The organism is Kitasatospora sp. NPDC032757 (genome assembly GCF_055579305.1).
In genome coordinates, this window is the sequence record NZ_JBVINN010000043.1 from 1 (window position 1) to 15569 (window position 15569).

14 protein-coding genes and 1 rRNA gene are annotated in these 15569 nt (G+C 75.3%); 12 read left to right on the top strand and 3 right to left on the bottom strand.

Features of this window, described 5'->3' with window-relative positions; translation table 11 throughout:
• From rrf to ACZ5WK_RS32985, 10 genes are all read left to right on the top strand, one after another.
• Nucleotides 1-74: ribosomal RNA gene (rrf, locus tag ACZ5WK_RS32940) — 5S ribosomal RNA — on the top strand; the annotation flags it as partial.
• Nucleotides 75-307: 233 nt separating this feature from the next.
• Nucleotides 308-1684, top strand: coding sequence for a sensor histidine kinase (locus tag ACZ5WK_RS32945; RefSeq protein WP_465553012.1), 1377 nt, complete (start codon nt 308-310; stop codon nt 1682-1684).
• Complete coding sequence (locus ACZ5WK_RS32950; RefSeq protein WP_465553014.1) at nt 1636-2301, top strand: response regulator transcription factor; 666 nt, start codon at nt 1636-1638, stop codon at nt 2299-2301. Before ACZ5WK_RS32945 ends, ACZ5WK_RS32950 begins: the two co-directional genes overlap by 49 nt.
• 203 nt (nt 2302-2504) lie before the next feature.
• The gene (locus tag ACZ5WK_RS32955) at nt 2505-4130 is read left to right on the top strand and encodes a DUF2637 domain-containing protein (protein ID WP_465553016.1); all 1626 of its coding nucleotides are present in this window, start codon (nt 2505-2507) and stop codon (nt 4128-4130) included.
• A gap of 131 nt (nt 4131-4261) precedes the next feature.
• Nucleotides 4262-5551, top strand: coding sequence for a DUF6986 family protein (locus ACZ5WK_RS32960; protein ID WP_465553018.1), 1290 nt, complete (start codon nt 4262-4264; stop codon nt 5549-5551).
• A 91-nt stretch (nt 5552-5642) separates the two neighbouring features.
• Nucleotides 5643-6299 (top strand): YigZ family protein, encoded by a 657-nt coding sequence (locus ACZ5WK_RS32965; RefSeq protein WP_465553020.1) that lies wholly within the window; start codon nt 5643-5645, stop codon nt 6297-6299.
• 156 nt (nt 6300-6455) lie between these two features.
• Entirely contained in the window at nt 6456-6770 is a 315-nt protein-coding gene (locus ACZ5WK_RS32970; protein WP_465553022.1) for a cupin domain-containing protein, read from the top strand.
• A 194-nt stretch (nt 6771-6964) separates the two neighbouring features.
• Entirely contained in the window at nt 6965-8701 is a 1737-nt protein-coding gene (locus tag ACZ5WK_RS32975; protein WP_465553024.1) for a hypothetical protein, read from the top strand.
• 113 nt (nt 8702-8814) lie between these two features.
• On the top strand, nt 8815-10497 hold the full coding sequence (locus ACZ5WK_RS32980) for a restriction endonuclease (protein ID WP_465553026.1): 1683 nt from the start codon (nt 8815-8817) through the stop codon (nt 10495-10497).
• A gap of 418 nt (nt 10498-10915) precedes the next feature.
• Nucleotides 10916-11701, top strand: coding sequence for a ZIP family metal transporter (locus ACZ5WK_RS32985; RefSeq protein ID WP_465553028.1), 786 nt, complete (start codon nt 10916-10918; stop codon nt 11699-11701).
• Nucleotides 11702-11725: 24 nt separating this feature from the next.
• Here the strand turns inward: ACZ5WK_RS32985 and ACZ5WK_RS32990 are convergent, their stop codons facing one another.
• A complete protein-coding gene (locus tag ACZ5WK_RS32990) occupies nt 11726-12631 on the bottom strand; it encodes a LysR family transcriptional regulator (RefSeq protein ID WP_465553030.1) in 906 nt (301 codons plus the stop codon).
• Nucleotides 12632-12737: 106 nt separating this feature from the next.
• On the opposite strand from ACZ5WK_RS32990, the gene ACZ5WK_RS32995 reads away from it, so the two are divergent.
• Nucleotides 12738-13679, top strand: coding sequence for an EamA family transporter (locus ACZ5WK_RS32995; protein ID WP_465553100.1), 942 nt, complete (start codon nt 12738-12740; stop codon nt 13677-13679).
• On the opposite strand, the gene ACZ5WK_RS33000 is transcribed toward ACZ5WK_RS32995, so the two are convergent.
• Entirely contained in the window at nt 13570-14178 is a 609-nt protein-coding gene (locus tag ACZ5WK_RS33000) for a MarR family winged helix-turn-helix transcriptional regulator (protein WP_465553032.1), read from the bottom strand. The genes ACZ5WK_RS32995 and ACZ5WK_RS33000 overlap by 110 nt on opposite strands.
• A gap of 226 nt (nt 14179-14404) precedes the next feature.
• On the opposite strand from ACZ5WK_RS33000, the gene ACZ5WK_RS33005 reads away from it, so the two are divergent.
• The gene (locus ACZ5WK_RS33005) at nt 14405-14740 is read left to right on the top strand and encodes a DUF2218 domain-containing protein (RefSeq protein WP_465553034.1); all 336 of its coding nucleotides are present in this window, start codon (nt 14405-14407) and stop codon (nt 14738-14740) included.
• On the opposite strand, the gene ACZ5WK_RS33010 is transcribed toward ACZ5WK_RS33005, so the two are convergent.
• Nucleotides 14737-15342, bottom strand: a complete 606-nt coding sequence (locus ACZ5WK_RS33010; RefSeq protein WP_465553036.1) for a phosphatase PAP2 family protein — start codon at nt 15340-15342, stop codon at nt 14737-14739. The two genes, ACZ5WK_RS33005 and ACZ5WK_RS33010, sit on opposite strands and share 4 nt — an antisense overlap.
• Nucleotides 15343-15569: the final 227 nt, after the last annotated feature.

A 15569-nucleotide genomic window follows, 5' to 3' on the forward strand; every position in this document is an offset into this window, starting at 1 on the left:
ACCCGGAAGCTAAGCCTCACAGCGCCGATGGTACTGCAGGGGGGACCCTGTGGGAGAGTAGGACGCCGCCGAACAATCATTCACAAAGAACCCCCACCCGGGATCCGGGTGGGGGTTCTTTGCGTTTATGCCTTCCCCGATGGCTTTTGGCGCACGCCGGTCCACCGGGGTGGTGCTAGGTCCACCCCGGAAATGGGGTGTGACAGCCAGTGCCCCTGCAGCCCGCCTCGGGAACACTGAACCAGGACGATCGGGACCGGCCTCAGGAGCATCCGTGACAACAGCGAGTCGAACGAGCGGCGCGAGCATGCGCGACCAGACCGAAGCGGCCTTCGTGTCGGGCGTGCGCGGGCTGGCACGGCTGTCGCTGCTGGCGCTGGGTGCCGTCCCGGCGGTGGCCCTGCCGCTGCTGATGACGCTGTTCACCGGTGGCGCGGTCTCCTCGGTCCTGCAGTCGTACTACCCGGGGGACCTGATCGCCCTGGTGGCGGGCGTCGGTGCGGGCCTCGCGGCCGCCGGCCTCTTCGTCCGCCGGGTCGCCGACCGTACGCGTGCGCAGCTCGTCCGCTGGTACGGGGTTCGGCTGCCGGCCGAGTACGGGCCCCGGCCGGTGCTGGAGTCGGACGAGCGCGGGCACTGGTGGACGGGGTACTCGTACCACCGCTCCCGCTCCGTCGCCAGGCTCGCGCAGTTGCTGCACTGGGCGGCGCGGGACACGACGACGCGGTCGGAGATCGCCTGGCTGGTGGTCAGCCCGGTGGCGGCGTTCGCGCTGGCGGCGCCAGTGGCCTGCCTGCTGGTGGGCGGTGCGGCCTACGCGGTCGCGGCGCTGCTGGCGACCCGGGCTCCCGTCCCGATGGAGCTCGGTGGTTCCTCCGTTCTGCTCTCGGCCGTCTTCGGGCTGGCACTGCTGGCCCTCGGCGTGCTGGTCGCCCCGTTCGCGGTGCGCGGGTACGTCGAGCTGGCGCGCCGGGTGCTGGACCGGGACGGTCTGGCCTCGCGTGCGCAGCTGACCAAGCGGGTGGCGGAGCTGACCGAGACCCGGGCGGACGCGGTCGGCAACCAGGCGGCCGAACTCCGCCGGATCGAGCGGGACTTGCACGACGGCGCGCAGGCGCGACTGGTGGCGATCGGGATGACGCTGGGCACGATCGAGCACCTGATGGACACCGACCCGGTAGCGGCGCGCGAGCTTCTCTCGGAGGCGCGGCAGTCCTCGGCCCGGGCCTTGCAGGAGCTGCGCGACCTGGTCCGCGGCATTCACCCGCCGGTGCTCGCCGAGCGCGGGCTGGGCGACGCCGTCCGGGCGCTGGCGCTGGACAGCGCCTTGCCGACCGAGGTGTGCGTGAGCCTGCCGGACCGCCCGGCGGCGCCGGTGGAGGCGGCCGTCTACTTCAGCATCTGTGAGCTGCTGGCCAATGCGGCGAAGCACTCGGGCGCGGAGCAGGTCTGGGTGGACATCCTGTACCGGGCCGGGATGCTGCGGGTCACGGTGACGGACGATGGTGTGGGCGTGGCCGATCCGACGAGGGGTACCGGCCTGCGCGGGATCGAGCGCCGATTGGGTACCTTCGACGGTGTCCTCGCCATCGACAGCACGTCGGGCGGTCCGACCACCATCACCTTGGAGCTGCCGTGCGAGTTGTCCTCGCCGAGGACCTCTACCTCCTTCGAGAAGGCCTGATCCGACTGCTGGAAGCACACGGCTTCACGATCGCGGCGGCGGTCGAGACCGGTCCGGACCTGCTGGACGCCTTGCTGACGCACCGTCCGGACGTCGCGGTGGTGGACGTGCGGCTGCCGCCGACGCTCACCGACGAGGGGCTGCAGGCCGCGCTCCAGGCACGACGGGAGATCCCGGGCCTGCCGGTCCTGGTGCTGTCGCAGCACGTGCAGCAGTTGTACGCGCGGGAGCTGCTGGCGGACGGGACGGGCGGGGTCGGCTACCTGCTGAAGGACCGGGTGTTCAACGCCGAGCAGTTCATCGACGCGGTCCGCCGGGTGGCCGCCGGCGGGACGGCGATGGACCCGGACGTGATCGCCAAGCTGATGCAGAGCACCGCACGCCGCCCGGGTCCGCTCCAGCGGCTGTCGCCGCGCGAGCGGGAGGTGCTGGAACTGATGGCGGAGGGCTGCTCGAACTCGGCGATCGCGGCCCGGTTGGTGGTGAGCGACGGTGCGGTGGCCAAGCACATCGCCAACATCTTCACCAAGCTTGCACTGGCCCCTGCGGACGACGCGAACCGCCGGGTGCTGGCGGTGCTCGCCTACCTCAACGGCACGGTGGAGCGGGCCGGCTGACGGGTCGACCGGTCACGGCCGCGGGCCCGGGTGCGGGGCGGGCAGTGACACCCTGGGCTGCGGGAACGCTGATACAGGTGTACGAGTAAACTCCGGTGGGCCGAGCCCGGAGGTCGCTCAGCCGTCCGGTGCCCCGACAAGCGGGAACCGGCACGCCGGGGCAGCGTACGGCCGCAGCCGACATGCAGGGGTTGATAGACGTAATGGCACGCCCATCGCTCACCAAGGCCCATCGTGGCCTGCTCGGGCTGGTCGCGGCAGGAGCCTGCCTCATCTCGGGGATCGGCTTCGCGGGGTCGTACAACGCCGTGCGGGAGCTGGCCTCGGAGAAAGGATTCGGCGCCTTCTCCTACGCCTTCCCGATCGGCGTGGACGCGGGCATCGTCGTCCTGCTCGCGCTGGACCTGGTCCTGACCTGGCTGCGGATCCCGTTCCCACTGCTGCGGCAGACCGCCTGGCTGCTGACCGTCGCCACCATCGCGTTCAACGCGGCCGCCTCGTGGGGCGACCCGCTCGGGATGGGCATGCACGCGGTGATCCCGGTGCTCTTCGTGGTCGTCGTCGAGGCCTCCCGGCACGCCGTCGGCCGGATCGCCGCGATCACGGCCGACCGGCACATGGAGTCGGTCCGGGTGATGCGCTGGCTGCTCTCCCCGGTGCCGACCTTCCGGCTCTGGCGGCGGATGAAGCTCTGGGAGCTGCGCTCCTACGACGAGGTGGTCCGGCTGGAGCAGAACCGGCTGGTCTACCGGGCGCAGCTGCGCTTCCGGTACGGGCGTGGCTGGCGCCGCTCGGCGCCGATCCAGGCGCTGCTGCCGCTGAAGCTGGCCAAGTACGGGGTGCCGCTGGACCCGGCGGTGCTGGACCGGCTGGACGACGAGGCCCGCGAGGCCAAGGAGCTTCGGGCCGACCGGACGGCGGCCGCCGCGATTCCGCCGGCCGCCACCGCCGAGGCCGCGCTGCCGCAGCCGCAGTCACAGCTCCAGCCCTCGGCACAGCAGTCCCCGGTTCGGCAGGCTGCGCAGGCCCAGCAGCTCCAGCAGTCTCAGGTGGAACAGCCCCAGTCCCAGGCCCAGCAGCCCCAGCCCGAGGCCGGCGCGTCGGCCGTGGCGCCGGTGCCGGCCGAGGTGGCGGCGCCGATGCTCGCCAAGCTGGCCGCGGTGCGGCTGCGGGCGGCGCAGGAGCCGGCCGGCGCGGAGCAGCAGGCTCCGCCGCAGCCCCGGGAGGAGCTGAACGTCTGGACCGAGCGCCCGGTCCGTACCACCGGTCCGCAGGGCGACGGCTCGCCCGGCGGCCGGGTCCCCGGGCAGGCGTCGCCGTGGTTCAAGCCGCCGCGCCCGACCGGTCCGCAGCCGGACGGACCGTCGGCCGCGCAGCCCGCTCCGCAGCCGACGGGCCCGGCCGCCCAGCCGGTGGCCGCCCGGTCCGCGGCGCGGCCGGCCGCGCAGGCCGTCCTGCAGGAGCCCGAGCCGGCCCAGGACGGCGAGTACCAGCAGGAGGCGGAGTACTCCCAGGCCGCCGCGTACCAGCAAGCCGCCGAGTTCGCGCAGCAGGCGGGCAGCGCCCAGGAGCCGGCCGAGTCCGCCCACCAGGAGGACACGGCCGTGCGTCCGGTGTCGTCCCGGCTCGACCCGGAGCTCTGCTACGAGGCGCTGGTCCGCTACATCGACACCTTCGACCACCAGCCCGATCCGCAGCGCCTGGCCGACTGGCTGACCAAGGAGTACGGCGTGGCCGGCACCCGCCCGGACGGCTCGGTGCACCCGAAGGACGTCGCCGAGCTCTTCCCCGAGCTGCGCGACCGCTACGCCGCCGCCGGGAGGGACTGACCGACCGGCCGCGACCTGCCCGTCCATCGCTCGGTCGGCCATTGACGCCCGACCGCGGCGGGGTTACCTTCGCCTCAACAAACTGTTGAAGCGTCGGTCCGTCCGGACCGGCGAGGCGCGGAGGAGTGCGGATGTCGCAGGTCGAGCTGGACGGTACCGGGCCGGCGGGCGGAGCCTCGTTCTCCGGCGAGGCGCGCGCCGCCGTCGACGCGCTGCTCGCCCCGGTCGACGCCGACCTGGCCCGCCGCTACCCGGGCGACTCGGGCACCCGGCAGCCGGTGCACACCGTCTACGTCCCGGCCGACGCCTTCGGCGCCGACACCGTCCGCGACTGGGGCCGCCAGGCCCTGGAGGCCTTCGACACCCACGCCGGCACCACGGCCGAGCTGGCCCGCGCGCTCGGCGTGGCCGACGACGCGCTGCTCGCCGACGTGCACGCCCGGGTCCGGGCCAAGCTGGAGCGGGAGCCGGTCGAGGACCTGCGGATCGACTTCGAGGACGGCTACGGCCCGCGGCCCGACCCCGAGGAGGACGCGGCCGCCGTCCGGGCCGCCGAGCTGGTCGCCGCCGCGGTGGCGGACGGCAGCGCCCCGCCGTACATCGGCATCCGGATCAAGTGCATGGAGGCGGCCGTCCGGGACCGCGGCATCCGCACCCTGGAGCTGTTCCTCGCCACCCTGCTGGCCAACGGCGGCCTGCCCGAGGGCCTGGTGCTCACCCTGCCCAAGGTCACGTACGCCGAGCAGGTCACCGCGCTGGTCCGGCTGCTGGAGGACTTCGAGCGTTCGGCCGGTCTGCCGGCCGGCCGGATCGGCTTCGAGATCCAGATCGAGACCACCCAGGCGATCCTCGGCCCCGACGGCCGGGTCACCGTCTCCCGGATGATCGAGGCCGCCGAGGGCCGGGCGACCGGCCTGCACTACGGGACCTTCGACTACAGCGCCTCGTGCGGGGTCAGCGCCGCCTACCAGAGCATGGACCACCCGGTCGCCGACCACGCGAAGGCGGTCATGCAGGTGGCCGCCGCCGGGACGGGCGTCCGGCTCTCCGACGGCTCGACCAACGTCGTCCCGACCGGCTCCACCGAGCAGGTGCACGCCGCCTGGAAGCTCCACCACGACCTGGTCCGCCGCTCGCTGGCCCGCGCCTACTACCAGGGCTGGGACATGCACCCGGCGCACCTGCCGACCCGGTACGTCGCCGTCTACTCCTTCTACCGCGAGGGCCTGGAGGCCGCCGCCGCCCGGCTGGCCGCGTACGTCGCCAAGGCGGGCGGCGACGTGATGGACGAGCCGGCGACCGCCCGGGCGCTCAGCGGCTACGTGCTGCGCGGGCTGGACTGCGGAGCGGTCGACCTCGTCGAGGTCACCTCGCTGACCGGCCTGGACCGCGCACAGCTGGACGCGCTGGCCGGGCGCTGACCGAGGGTTAGGCTGGCGGGGCCGCCGGGGGCCACTCCGGAGGCCCCACCGGCCCCTGTGCCGCCCTCGTCCCCGGGAGAACCACCGCGCCATGTCCGCCACGCCGGAGCCGACCCCCAGGCAGTACCTCACCATCCGGCGCGCGGGCAGCCACGAGACCGAGATCAAGAAGTCCCGCTTCATCTGCCACCTCGCCCGGGTCACCGACGAGGACGAGGCGCAGGCGTTCATCGCGGGCATCCGCAAGCAGTACTGGGACGCCCGGCACAACTGCACCGCCTTCGTGGTCGGCGACGAGCAGCGGCGCGAGCGCTCCAGCGACGACGGGGAGCCCGGCGGCACCGCCGGGGTGCCCATGCTGGAGGTGCTGCGCCGGCGCGGGCTGACCGACACGGTGGCCGTGGTGACCAGGTACTTCGGCGGGATCAAGCTCGGCGCCGGCGGCCTGGTGCGGGCGTACGGGAACGCGGTGTCGGAGGCGGTGGACGCGGTCGGGCTGCTGGAGCGGCGGCCGGTGGCACTGCTCGCGGTGACGGCGGACCACACCCGGGCCGGGCGGGTGGAGAACGACCTGCGGGCGGCCGGGTACACGGTGAGCGACCTGGCGTACGAGGCCACCGGGGTGCGGATCGAGGTCGGGGTTCCGGAGCCGGACGTGGCCGCGTTCCACACCTGGCTGGCCGAGGCGACCGGCGGTACCGCGGTTGCGGTGGCGGCGGGGCGGACGTACGTCGAGGTGCCGGTCTGAGGCCGGTCCGCGCGCCGGGCCTCCGGGCAACCCGCGACCGCGGATCCGCACGCACGGGTTTCGGACAGACTTCCGGACAGTCCGGGTCCGGCCGGTTTCAGGGCCCGGCGGGCCTGCCTAGCCTGGGCGCACCGCCGACCAGGAGGCCGAGCCGAGATGCCCGTCGTCCAGACCGTCACGCTGCCCCCGGGCGCCAGTACCGGCTGGCACTACCATCCGGGCCGGGTCGACGTGGTGGTGCTCTCCGGGACTCTGACCCGGACGCTGCACGACGGCCGGGTCGAGGTCAGCCGTGCCGGGGACTCGCTGGTCGAGGAGGCGGGGCCGGTCCACGTCCACGTCGGCCGCAACCACGGGGGCGTCCCCGTGGTCCTGATCGCCGGCTACGACATCCCGGACGGCTGCCCGCTGGCGGTCCCGGTGGCGGCGCCGGAGTGGAGTCACAGCGGCGCCGGGCGTGACGACGGCTGAGCGCGGCCGCAGCAGATGACGGCCCGCGGCGGGGGGCGGCTTGAGCAGATTCACTCGAACGTATTGACGTGACCCGGAGTTGGAACTTCCACTCCGGGTTGTGGCGTTTCCTGGGCAAGGATCCGGCCGAACCGGACGAACCACGCATCGATGGAGGACGAGAGACCCCACCACCGCACCACGGAGGTATGCGCATGACCTCAGACCGCTCCCCGTCGCCGGCCCGTGCCGATCTGCCCGGCCCGAGAGGCCCCGCGACGCCCTACCGGATGACCGTCACCACCGCTCTCCCGCACGCCGACGCCGTCGCCCTGGCCGACCAGCGCCTCGGCGACTGGCTGAAACAGGAGGGCTGCGACGAGCCCCAGCGGGTGCTCCGCGAGCCCCCCGGCCACGATCCCGGCAGGCCCGCCCCCGGGCCCGACCTCGCGGCCGATCGCCCCACGGCCCCCACCGAGCGCCTGCGGCTGGGCGGCCGGGTCCTGCTCGACCGCGACGGCGGCCTGCTCCGCGGCGGCCCCGGCACCGGCCGCTACGACCGCCGCCGGCTGCGCACCCCGGCCCCGCACGGCACCCACCAGCTCACCCTGACGATAGCGACCGGGGTCGAGGGCCCCACCTGGGTCCGGCTGGAGGCCGAGACGCACACCACCCGCAGCGGCGTGCGGACGCCCTGCCGGGTGCCGGTGCCCGAGCTGGCCCGCACCCTGCTGCCGCTGCTCGACGCCGCCGACGGCCCCGCAGCCGTCCAGCTCGCGCCGCGGGTGCTGGCCGCCGGCGACGTCGACGCTCTCATCGACGAGCTCTGCGACCCGGAGCGCCGGCTGCCCACCGTGGTGGCCAGCGTGCCGGCCGACCGCGGGCTCGACGCATGGGTCGCCGAGGTCGTCCGCCCGCTCTGCGGACAGCTGCCCGGCCTCGCCACCGCCTACGTGCTGGACCCGGGCGCCCGCACGGAGTTCAACGTCGCGCTGGAGTACCACACCGTGTACGGCGGGGCGGTGCGCACCTACCTGCCCGAGGTCGACCCGGCCTCCCGGCACGACGGAGCCCGCCACCCCGTGCTGGCCCGCCGCCGGATCGAGGAGGACCTCCGCCGGGCGGCCGGCCTGCTGGCCCGCGAGCCCCGCCGGCTCGCCGCCGAACAGCCGCTGCCCCTGCCGCTGGCCGCCGTCCCCGTGCTGCGGGTCCCCCCGCCCGCACCCCGCGCGGGCACCGGTCCGGACGACGCCGCGGCCCTCGCCCACGAGGAGCAGCTGGACCGGGCCGAGCAGCAGGCCAGGGCCGACGAGCTGGAGCGGGCCCGGCACAGCCTGCGCCGGGAGCGCCGCCGCGGCGCCGCCCAGGTGCGCGCCCTGGCCGGCCGCCTCTGCGCCGGCCCCGGCGGCACGGCCGCACCCGGCCGGACCGGTCGCCGCTCCGGCGCGCCCGGTGCAGCCGGCACGCCCGGCACCTTCACCGAACTGATGGCCAGGCTGGGCGAGTTCCCGCTGCTCACCTTCACGGGGGACCAGAAGGCCGCGCTCGCCCTGGACGAGCTGCAGTGCTCCGGAGCCGGCTGGGCCCGGCTCACCTGGGACGGCCTGACGGCCCTTCAGGAGTACGCCGAGGCGGCCGTGCGCGGCGAGGCCGGCGGCGACTTCAAGCAGTGGTGCGAGCGGACCCCGGCCGGCTGCCACCGCTTCCCGCCCCGCAAGGCGGTGCGCGGGGAGTCCCGGACGGTCTTCAGCCACACCAAGTGGAAGCGCGAGCGGATGCTGCCGGTGCCGGAGTGTGTGGACGCCTCCCGGCGCGCGTTCATGGGCGCGCACCTGCGGATCGGCGGCGGGCGCACGGCACCGAGGCTGCACTACCTCGACGACTGCTCCGGCAGTGGCCGGATCTACGTCGGCTACATCGGCCTGCACCTGACCAACACCCGGACCAACTGAGAGGCTTGGCTGACCGGTGCGCCCGTTCGGTGGACAATGGCCGGCAGGGGTGGGCCGCGGGGTCGCCGGCCGGCCCGGGCAGGCGCCGGACGAGTATGGGGGAACGACCACCGATGCAGTACTCAGCAGACGGCCACTCCGACGGCACGGTCATGGCCCCCCAACCCGGCTTCCTGGCCTCGGTCTTCCGGGACCTCGGCGTGGACGTGCCCGACGGGCCCGACGGACCGGACGGTCCGCCGGGCCCGCCGACACAGGCCGGGCCGCCCGACGGCGCCTCGGCCGGCCCACCGGATGACGCGTCGTCGGCCTCCCCGTCCGGCGCCGGCGGGGACGAGGCCGTCGCCGCGCACGCCCGGGCCGCCGCGCTGACGCACCACCGCACGGTCACCGTCCAGGCCGAGCACAAGCGGCTGGCCGACCTGCTGCGCCGGGCCGCGCTGCCCGTCTCGGCCATGGACTTCGAGAGCCAGCTGCGCCAGTACGAGCCGCGGCCCTACCCGGCCGACGGCCCGGCACCGGCAGCCGCGGAGGCCGAGCCGCGCTGGGAGGACTACGCGCCCGCCGAGCCACCCACCGCCGACCCCGACGAGAGCCGGTCCCGGCGCCTGCTGGACTCCGGCTACCAGCGCGAGCTGGCCCGGGCCCGGCTCACCCACCAGCGTGCCCTGCGGGAGTGGCGCACCCGGCAGGCCGAGGCCGGCAGCCCGGCCGCGGACGAGTCCAGGCGGGCCCACGAGCAGGCCGAGCAGGCTCGGGCGCGCGCGGTGCGGGAGTACAACGACAGCCTGGAGGAGTGCCGCCGGGCCTACCGGCTCGCCGAGCCGGCCGCCGTCGAGTCGCTGCTGGAGCGTGCCCTGGCCGCCGCCGAGACGGCCACCCAGGACCTGCCGGCCCCCTGCCGGGCGGTGTTCCGCCCGCTCACCCGCACCGCCGTCCTCGACCTCGACCTGCCCGCGCTCGACCTGGTGCCCTCGCTGACTGGCTACCGGCTGGGCACGGACGGCGAGATCCTCCCGGTGCCGCGCCCGCCCGCCGACCGGGCCACCGACTACCTGCGGCTGGTCGCCCGGCTGGCGCTGCGCGCCCTCCAGGCCGCCGACGCCGTCGACACCGACGAGATACTGGCCGGCGTCGTGCTCAACGGCTGGCTGCGCGAGCCCGGCGGCGCGGAGCCGCTCTGCCTGGTGAGCGTGGACGCCGACCGCGACGCCCTGGCCCGCACCAGGCTGCTGCCGCCGGCCGCCTCCTACGAGGAGCACGACGGCGAGGGCGTCTACGCCGACGCGGAACAGGACGAGGCGCTGGTGCGGCTGCGCCAGCTCGGCGCCGCCGTCACCCCCGGCCCGTACGCCCGGGCCGGCGTCGAACCGGCCGCCGTCGCGGGGCTCGCCGTGCCGTCCGCGTCGGACCTCTCGGCGAACGAGTTCGCCCAGCTGGTCCGCGAACTGCTCACCCGGGGCGGGCTGGCGCAGTGGAGCGTAAGGTTGCGCGGACCGGCCGGGCTGGTCGCCACCGGCGAGGGGCCGGCCGGCAGCGCGCTGCCCGGGCGCTGGGTGGTCTGGGCCTCCCGCGGCGCCCAGCCGGTGGGGGAGGAGGAGATCAGGACGCTGGCGGAGGCGGTCCGGGAGGAGTCCGCCGAACGCGGCCTGCGGCTGACCACCGGGCGGTTCACCGACGAGGCGCTCGACCTGACCGCCGAGGACGGCCACCAGCACATCCATCTGGTCGACGGCGACGGTGTCCGCGAACTGACGCGCACCCACCTCGGACTCCCGCTCGCCGCCGGCCACTGAGGCGCAGGTCACCGAGGCGCGGCCACCGAACCGGAGGCCGCGGACCCGGAGGCCGCGGACCCCGAGGCCACAGCCCCGGACGCCACCGAACCGGAGGCCCCTGAGCCGTCGGCTGCCGGATCGTGGGCGGGAGAGGAACCGGCGGGGGACTGCGGAGGAACCGGCGCAGGAGCAGGGGCGAAACCGGCGCAGGAGCAGGGCAGAACGCCGCTCACCCTGACGGCCCGCCCGGCGGGCGGCTGCCCGGGCGGCGCGTGAGGCTGGTGGGCGCGGGTGCCGGTCTGCCGGAGCCCGGCCGGGTGGTGGCGCTGTACGGTGGCCGCCGGCACAGCCGTCCGGCACCGGTCGGCGGTCGGCCCGGCGGCGGGCAGGATGGGGGAGGCAGGGTGGGCAGGGTGCCCGGTACGGGGGAGATGCGGTGACCGCGATCCTGGTCGCCGCCGGGGCGTTCCTGATGACGCTGATCGGCGGCTACGTCGCCCAGCGCACCGGCGACCGCCGCCATCTGGTGCTCGGCTTCGCGGCCGGGCTGATGCTCGGTGTGGTCGCCTTCGACCTGCTGCCGGAGGCACTGCACCAGGCGCCCGAGGAGGTCCACGGCGTGCCGCAGGCCCTGCTGATGTTCGCGGCGGGCTTCCTGGCCATTCACGTCGTCGAGCGGGCGGTGGCCATCCACCGCGGCCACGAGGGCGAGTACGCCGAACACACCCACGGCCACCAGCCCGCCCACGGGCACGCGCACGGCCGCATGTCCGGCGGCAACGGGGCGCCGGGCATCGGGCTGACCGCGGCGCTGGCCCTGGTCGGCCACAGCGTGATGGACGGCTTCGCGATCGGCGCCGCCTTCCAGGCCGGTACCACCGTCGGGACGGTGGTCGCCATCGCCGTGGTCGCGCACGACTTCGCCGACGGCTTCAACACGTACACGATCACGCGGCTGTACGGGAACGACCGGCGGCGGGCGCTGACCCTGCTGGCGGCGGACGCGCTCGCACCGGTGACCGGCGCCGCGATCACCCTGCTGTTCACCATCCCCGAGCGGCTGCTCGGCCTCTACCTCGGGTTCTTCGCCGGCTTCCTGCTCTACCTGGCGACCTCCGACATCCTCCCCGAAGCGCACAGCCCGCACCCCTCGCGCACCACGCTGCTCTGCACGCTGGCCGGGGTGGGCTTCATGTGGCTGGTGATCGGCTTCGCGAGCTGACCGGCCGTGCGGCCGGCAGCGCGTTCACCCGCCGAGCGCGGCCCACCGGGCGCGGATCGCGGTCAGCGCCGCGGTGATCGCCGGGCGCCGGGAGGCCTGGGTGCGCCAGAGCGCGAACACCCGGCGGGAGGGTTCCGGCACGACCGGCCGGGCGACCACCTCCGGCGGGAGCGCCTTGCGGCCCAGCCGCGGTACCAGGCCGACGCCCAGCCCGGCCGCGATCAGCGCGATCTGCGTCTCGAACTCGCCGACCTGGTAGCACACCTCTGGCTCCTCACCGGCCTCCCGCAGCGTCCTCACCAGCCAGTCGTGGCAGATGTTGCCGGGCGGCACGCTGATCCAGCGCAGTCCGCTCAGCCGCCCCACCGGCACCACGGCCAGTGCGGCCAGCGGGTGGGCGGCCGGCAGCAGCAGGTCCACCGGGTCCGTGCCGAGGTCCAGCCGGGAGAGGCCCTCCTGCACCGGCAGCGGTACGGTCGGCCAGTCCTGGACGAGCGCGAGGTCCACCTCGCCCCGGGCCACCAGCTCGGCCGCCGGGTACGGGTCGCTCTCCAGCAGCCGGACGTCCAGTTCGGGGCAGCGCTCGCGCAGGTCGGCGAGCGCACCCGGCATCAGGCCCCGGGCGCCGGTGGCGAAGGCGGCCACCAGCAGCCGTCCGACCGCCTGGCCGCGCTGCTCCTCCAGCCGCACCTCGGCCTGCTCCACCAGCCCCAGCACCGCCTGCGCGGTGGCGGCCAGCTCGCGCGCGGCGTCGGTCAGCACCACGCCCCGGCCCTGACGCTCCAGCAGCACCGTGCGGGTCTCGCGCTCCAGCTTGGCGATCTGCTGCGAGACCGCCGACGGGGTGAACCCGAGCGAGGCCGCCGCCCCGCCGACCGAACCGTGTACGGCCACCGCGTGCAGCGCCCGCAGGCGTCCCAGATCCATCATGCAGCAATGCTAAAGCGTGGGGTTCAGTATTCATCGCTGGCGCTACACGGTTGCCGGGGGCCATCCTCGGTGCATGACCGCAACACCGGCCGCCACCGGCGGCAGCATGAGACCGCGTCACATCGCCCTGGCCGTCCTGGTCGCCGCCGTCTGGGGCCTCAACTTCGTGCTCATCCACGTCGGCCTGGAGAACTTCCCGCCGCTGCTCTTCTGCGCGCTGCGCTTCGCGGTGGTCGCCGTCCCGGCGGTCTTCTTCGTCGGGCCGCCCCGGGTGGCCTGGCGGTGGGTGCTCGCGGTCGGATGCGTGCTCGGGGTGGTCAAGTTCGGGCTGCTCTTCCTCGGCATGCACGCCGGGATGCCGGCCGGGCTCTCCTCGCTGGTCCTCCAGAGCCAGGCGGTCTTCACCGCGCTGTTCGCCGCCGTCCTGCTGGGCGAACGGCCCGGCGGCCAGCGGCTGGCCGGCCTCGCGATCGCCTTCGCCGGCATCGGGCTGAGCGCCGTCGACCACGGCCTCGGCGGTCCGGCCGGCGCGTTCGCCCTGGTCATCCTCGCCGCCCTGGCCTGGGGGCTCTCCAACGTGCTGACCCGCAGGGCCGCCCCGCCGGACGCGCTGCGCTGGATGGTCTGGGTCAGCGCCGTCCCGCCGCTGCCGCTGCTCGGGCTCTCCCTGATCGTCGAGGGGCCGGCCGCCGACCTGGAGGCGCTGCGCGAGATCACCCCGGCGGGTGTCGGCGCGATCGGCTACGTCGGGCTGGTCTCCACCCTGTTCGGATTCGTCGCCTGGAGCTTCCTGCTGCGCAGCTACGACGCCACCGCCGTGGCGCCCTACTCCCTGCTGGTGCCGGTGTTCGGGATGTCCTCGGCCTGGCTGCTGCTCGGGGAGGAGGTCAGCCCGCCGGCCGCCTGCGCAGCGCTGCTGGTGATCGCCGGGATCGGGATCACCGCGCTGCGGCCGGGGGCGCTGCCCGCCGCGGCGGCGTGGCGGCCGCGTACGCGGCCTCGGCGGAGCGCAGTGCGCGCAGCAGCGCGTCCTGCTCGGCGGGGCTGACCGGGCCGAAGTACTCCTGCGCCACCTCGTGCCGGACCAGTCCGATGCGCTCCACCGCCGAGTGGCCGGCCGCGGTCAGCACGATCCGCACCGCGCGCCGGTCGGCCGGGTCCGGGGTCCGCTCGACCAGGCCCGCGTCCTCCAGGGCGTCGACCACGGTGGTGGCCGAGCGCGGGGCGATGTGCAGCCGGTCCGCGAGGTCGCTCAGCCGCATCGCCCGGTCCGGCAGCTCGCAGCCGGGGGCGTGCGAGAGGGTACGCAGGGCGCGGCCCTGGCCGGGGGTGATGCCGTAGGGCTCCAGCCGCTCGCTGGTGCGGCGCCGGATCCGCTTGATCGCCCGGGTCATCGCGTCGGCGAGTTCGGCGGCGGTGTCCTGGGGGGCACTCTCCCGGTCGGCGCTCTCCGGGCCGGCGCTCTCCGGGCCGGCGGTCTCCGGGTGGGCGGCCGCGTCGGGGGCCGGGGAGGAGCCTGCCGCGTCGTCGGTCGGCGTGGTGGTCATGGGCGGCTCTCCTCGGCAGGTGTCCGACCAAGGGTATCGGCCGGTCCGGGCCGTGGAGTGCGGTGCGGACCGGCCACCGGACGGGCCGTGGAAGCGGGCGCGGGGGCGGGCGCGGAACCGGACCCGGACGGTGCTGGAAAAAATGTTGAGTAAAGCTCAGTATCTGGGTTAACGTAGCCGCAAGTGAGGGCACCCTAAGTGCCCTCCGTCGATTCCTGGAGGGCCCGTGCCCCGTTCCGAAGCCCGCGTCGCCACCGACCGCCCCGCCCGCTACGCCAAGCAGCTCGCCGCCCACATGGGCCGCAAGATCGAAGCCCGCTGGTCCGACGAGACCGGCTGCGGCACCCTCACCTTCGGTGCCGGCACCGCCACCCTGGAGGCCGCGCCCGACGCCCTGCTGCTAGCCGTCGAGGGCGAGACCGAGAACCTGCCCGGCCTGGAGGACGTCGTCGGCCGCCACCTCGTCCGCTTCGGCGCCCGCGACGAACTGGTCGTCGAATGGCGTCGCGACAACGGCGACGCCGGCCTCGTCCACCGCAACGACGAGCCCGCCGAAGCCTAGCCCCTGCGCGGCGGCAGCCACCGGGCGAGCGCCCAGAGCACCAGCCCGGCCAGGCACCAGCCGGCCACCACGTCCAGCAGCCAGTGGTAGTCGCTCCACACCAGCCCGAGGCCGACCCCGACCGCCAGCAGTGCGGCCGCCGCGTACAGCCGGCGGCGGGCCGCGGCACCCACCGTACGGGCGAGCAGCAGCGCGGCCACGCCGTACGAGAAGGTCGCGGTCGCCGTGTGCCCGGACGGGTACCAGCCCCACTGGTCCGGCGCGAGCGGCACCCCGAACGGGCCCGGCCGGGCGAACCAGGCCTTCGCCGGCACCACCAGCAGAGGGATCAGCCCGGCCGTCAGCACCGCCACCACCACCGGCAGCCACCAGCGCGGCGCCCCGGCCCGGCGGGCCCGCCAGCCGGCCAGTGCCCCGCCGGCCAGCAGCACCGGGATCGCCGGCACCGAACTGCCCAGGTCCGAGAGCGCCTTGCCGAGGTGGTTGAGCAGGGTGCTGTGCAGCTCGTGGCGGGTCTCCCGGACGGCGTGCCGGGCCCAGCGGTCCAGCCCCAGCAGCGGCCCGTCCACAGCCACCTGCCAGGACACCAGCACCAGCACCACGCCCAGCAGGACCGGCAGCGCGGCCGAGGCGCCGAACCGGCCGAGAACGCGAAGTGGCCGCCCCGGAGCAGGGGGGAGAGCTCCGGGGCGGCTCTGATGATCGCCGTTCCGCGCGCCCCGGGGGGTGTGGGTCGGACGGTCGGTCGATCGGCCTTCGGTGTGCACCGGCCCTTGCGGGACGGCCTGGTTGTCCTCACGGCCGACACGCGGACCCGCCGCTGGGGGCG

Excerpts from the sequence above, each read along its gene's own strand:
- ACZ5WK_RS32945 (WP_465553012.1), top strand. The coding sequence starts at position 308 with ATGCGCGACCAGACCGAAGCGGCCTTCGTGTCGGGCGTGCGCGGGCTG.
- ACZ5WK_RS32975 (WP_465553024.1), top strand. The coding sequence starts at position 6,965 with ATGACCTCAGACCGCTCCCCGTCGCCGGCCCGTGCCGATCTGCCCGGC.
- ACZ5WK_RS32970 (WP_465553022.1), top strand. The coding sequence starts at position 6,456 with ATGCCCGTCGTCCAGACCGTCACGCTGCCCCCGGGCGCCAGTACCGGC.
- ACZ5WK_RS32990 (WP_465553030.1), bottom strand. The coding sequence starts at position 12,631 with ATGATGGATCTGGGACGCCTGCGGGCGCTGCACGCGGTGGCCGTACAC.
- ACZ5WK_RS32955 (WP_465553016.1), top strand. The coding sequence starts at position 2,505 with ATGGCACGCCCATCGCTCACCAAGGCCCATCGTGGCCTGCTCGGGCTG.
- ACZ5WK_RS32995 (WP_465553100.1), top strand. The coding sequence starts at position 12,738 with ATGAGACCGCGTCACATCGCCCTGGCCGTCCTGGTCGCCGCCGTCTGG.
- ACZ5WK_RS33000 (WP_465553032.1), bottom strand. The coding sequence starts at position 14,178 with ATGACCACCACGCCGACCGACGACGCGGCAGGCTCCTCCCCGGCCCCC.
- ACZ5WK_RS32960 (WP_465553018.1), top strand. The coding sequence starts at position 4,262 with ATGTCGCAGGTCGAGCTGGACGGTACCGGGCCGGCGGGCGGAGCCTCG.
- ACZ5WK_RS32980 (WP_465553026.1), top strand. The coding sequence starts at position 8,815 with ATGCAGTACTCAGCAGACGGCCACTCCGACGGCACGGTCATGGCCCCC.
- ACZ5WK_RS32965 (WP_465553020.1), top strand. The coding sequence starts at position 5,643 with ATGTCCGCCACGCCGGAGCCGACCCCCAGGCAGTACCTCACCATCCGG.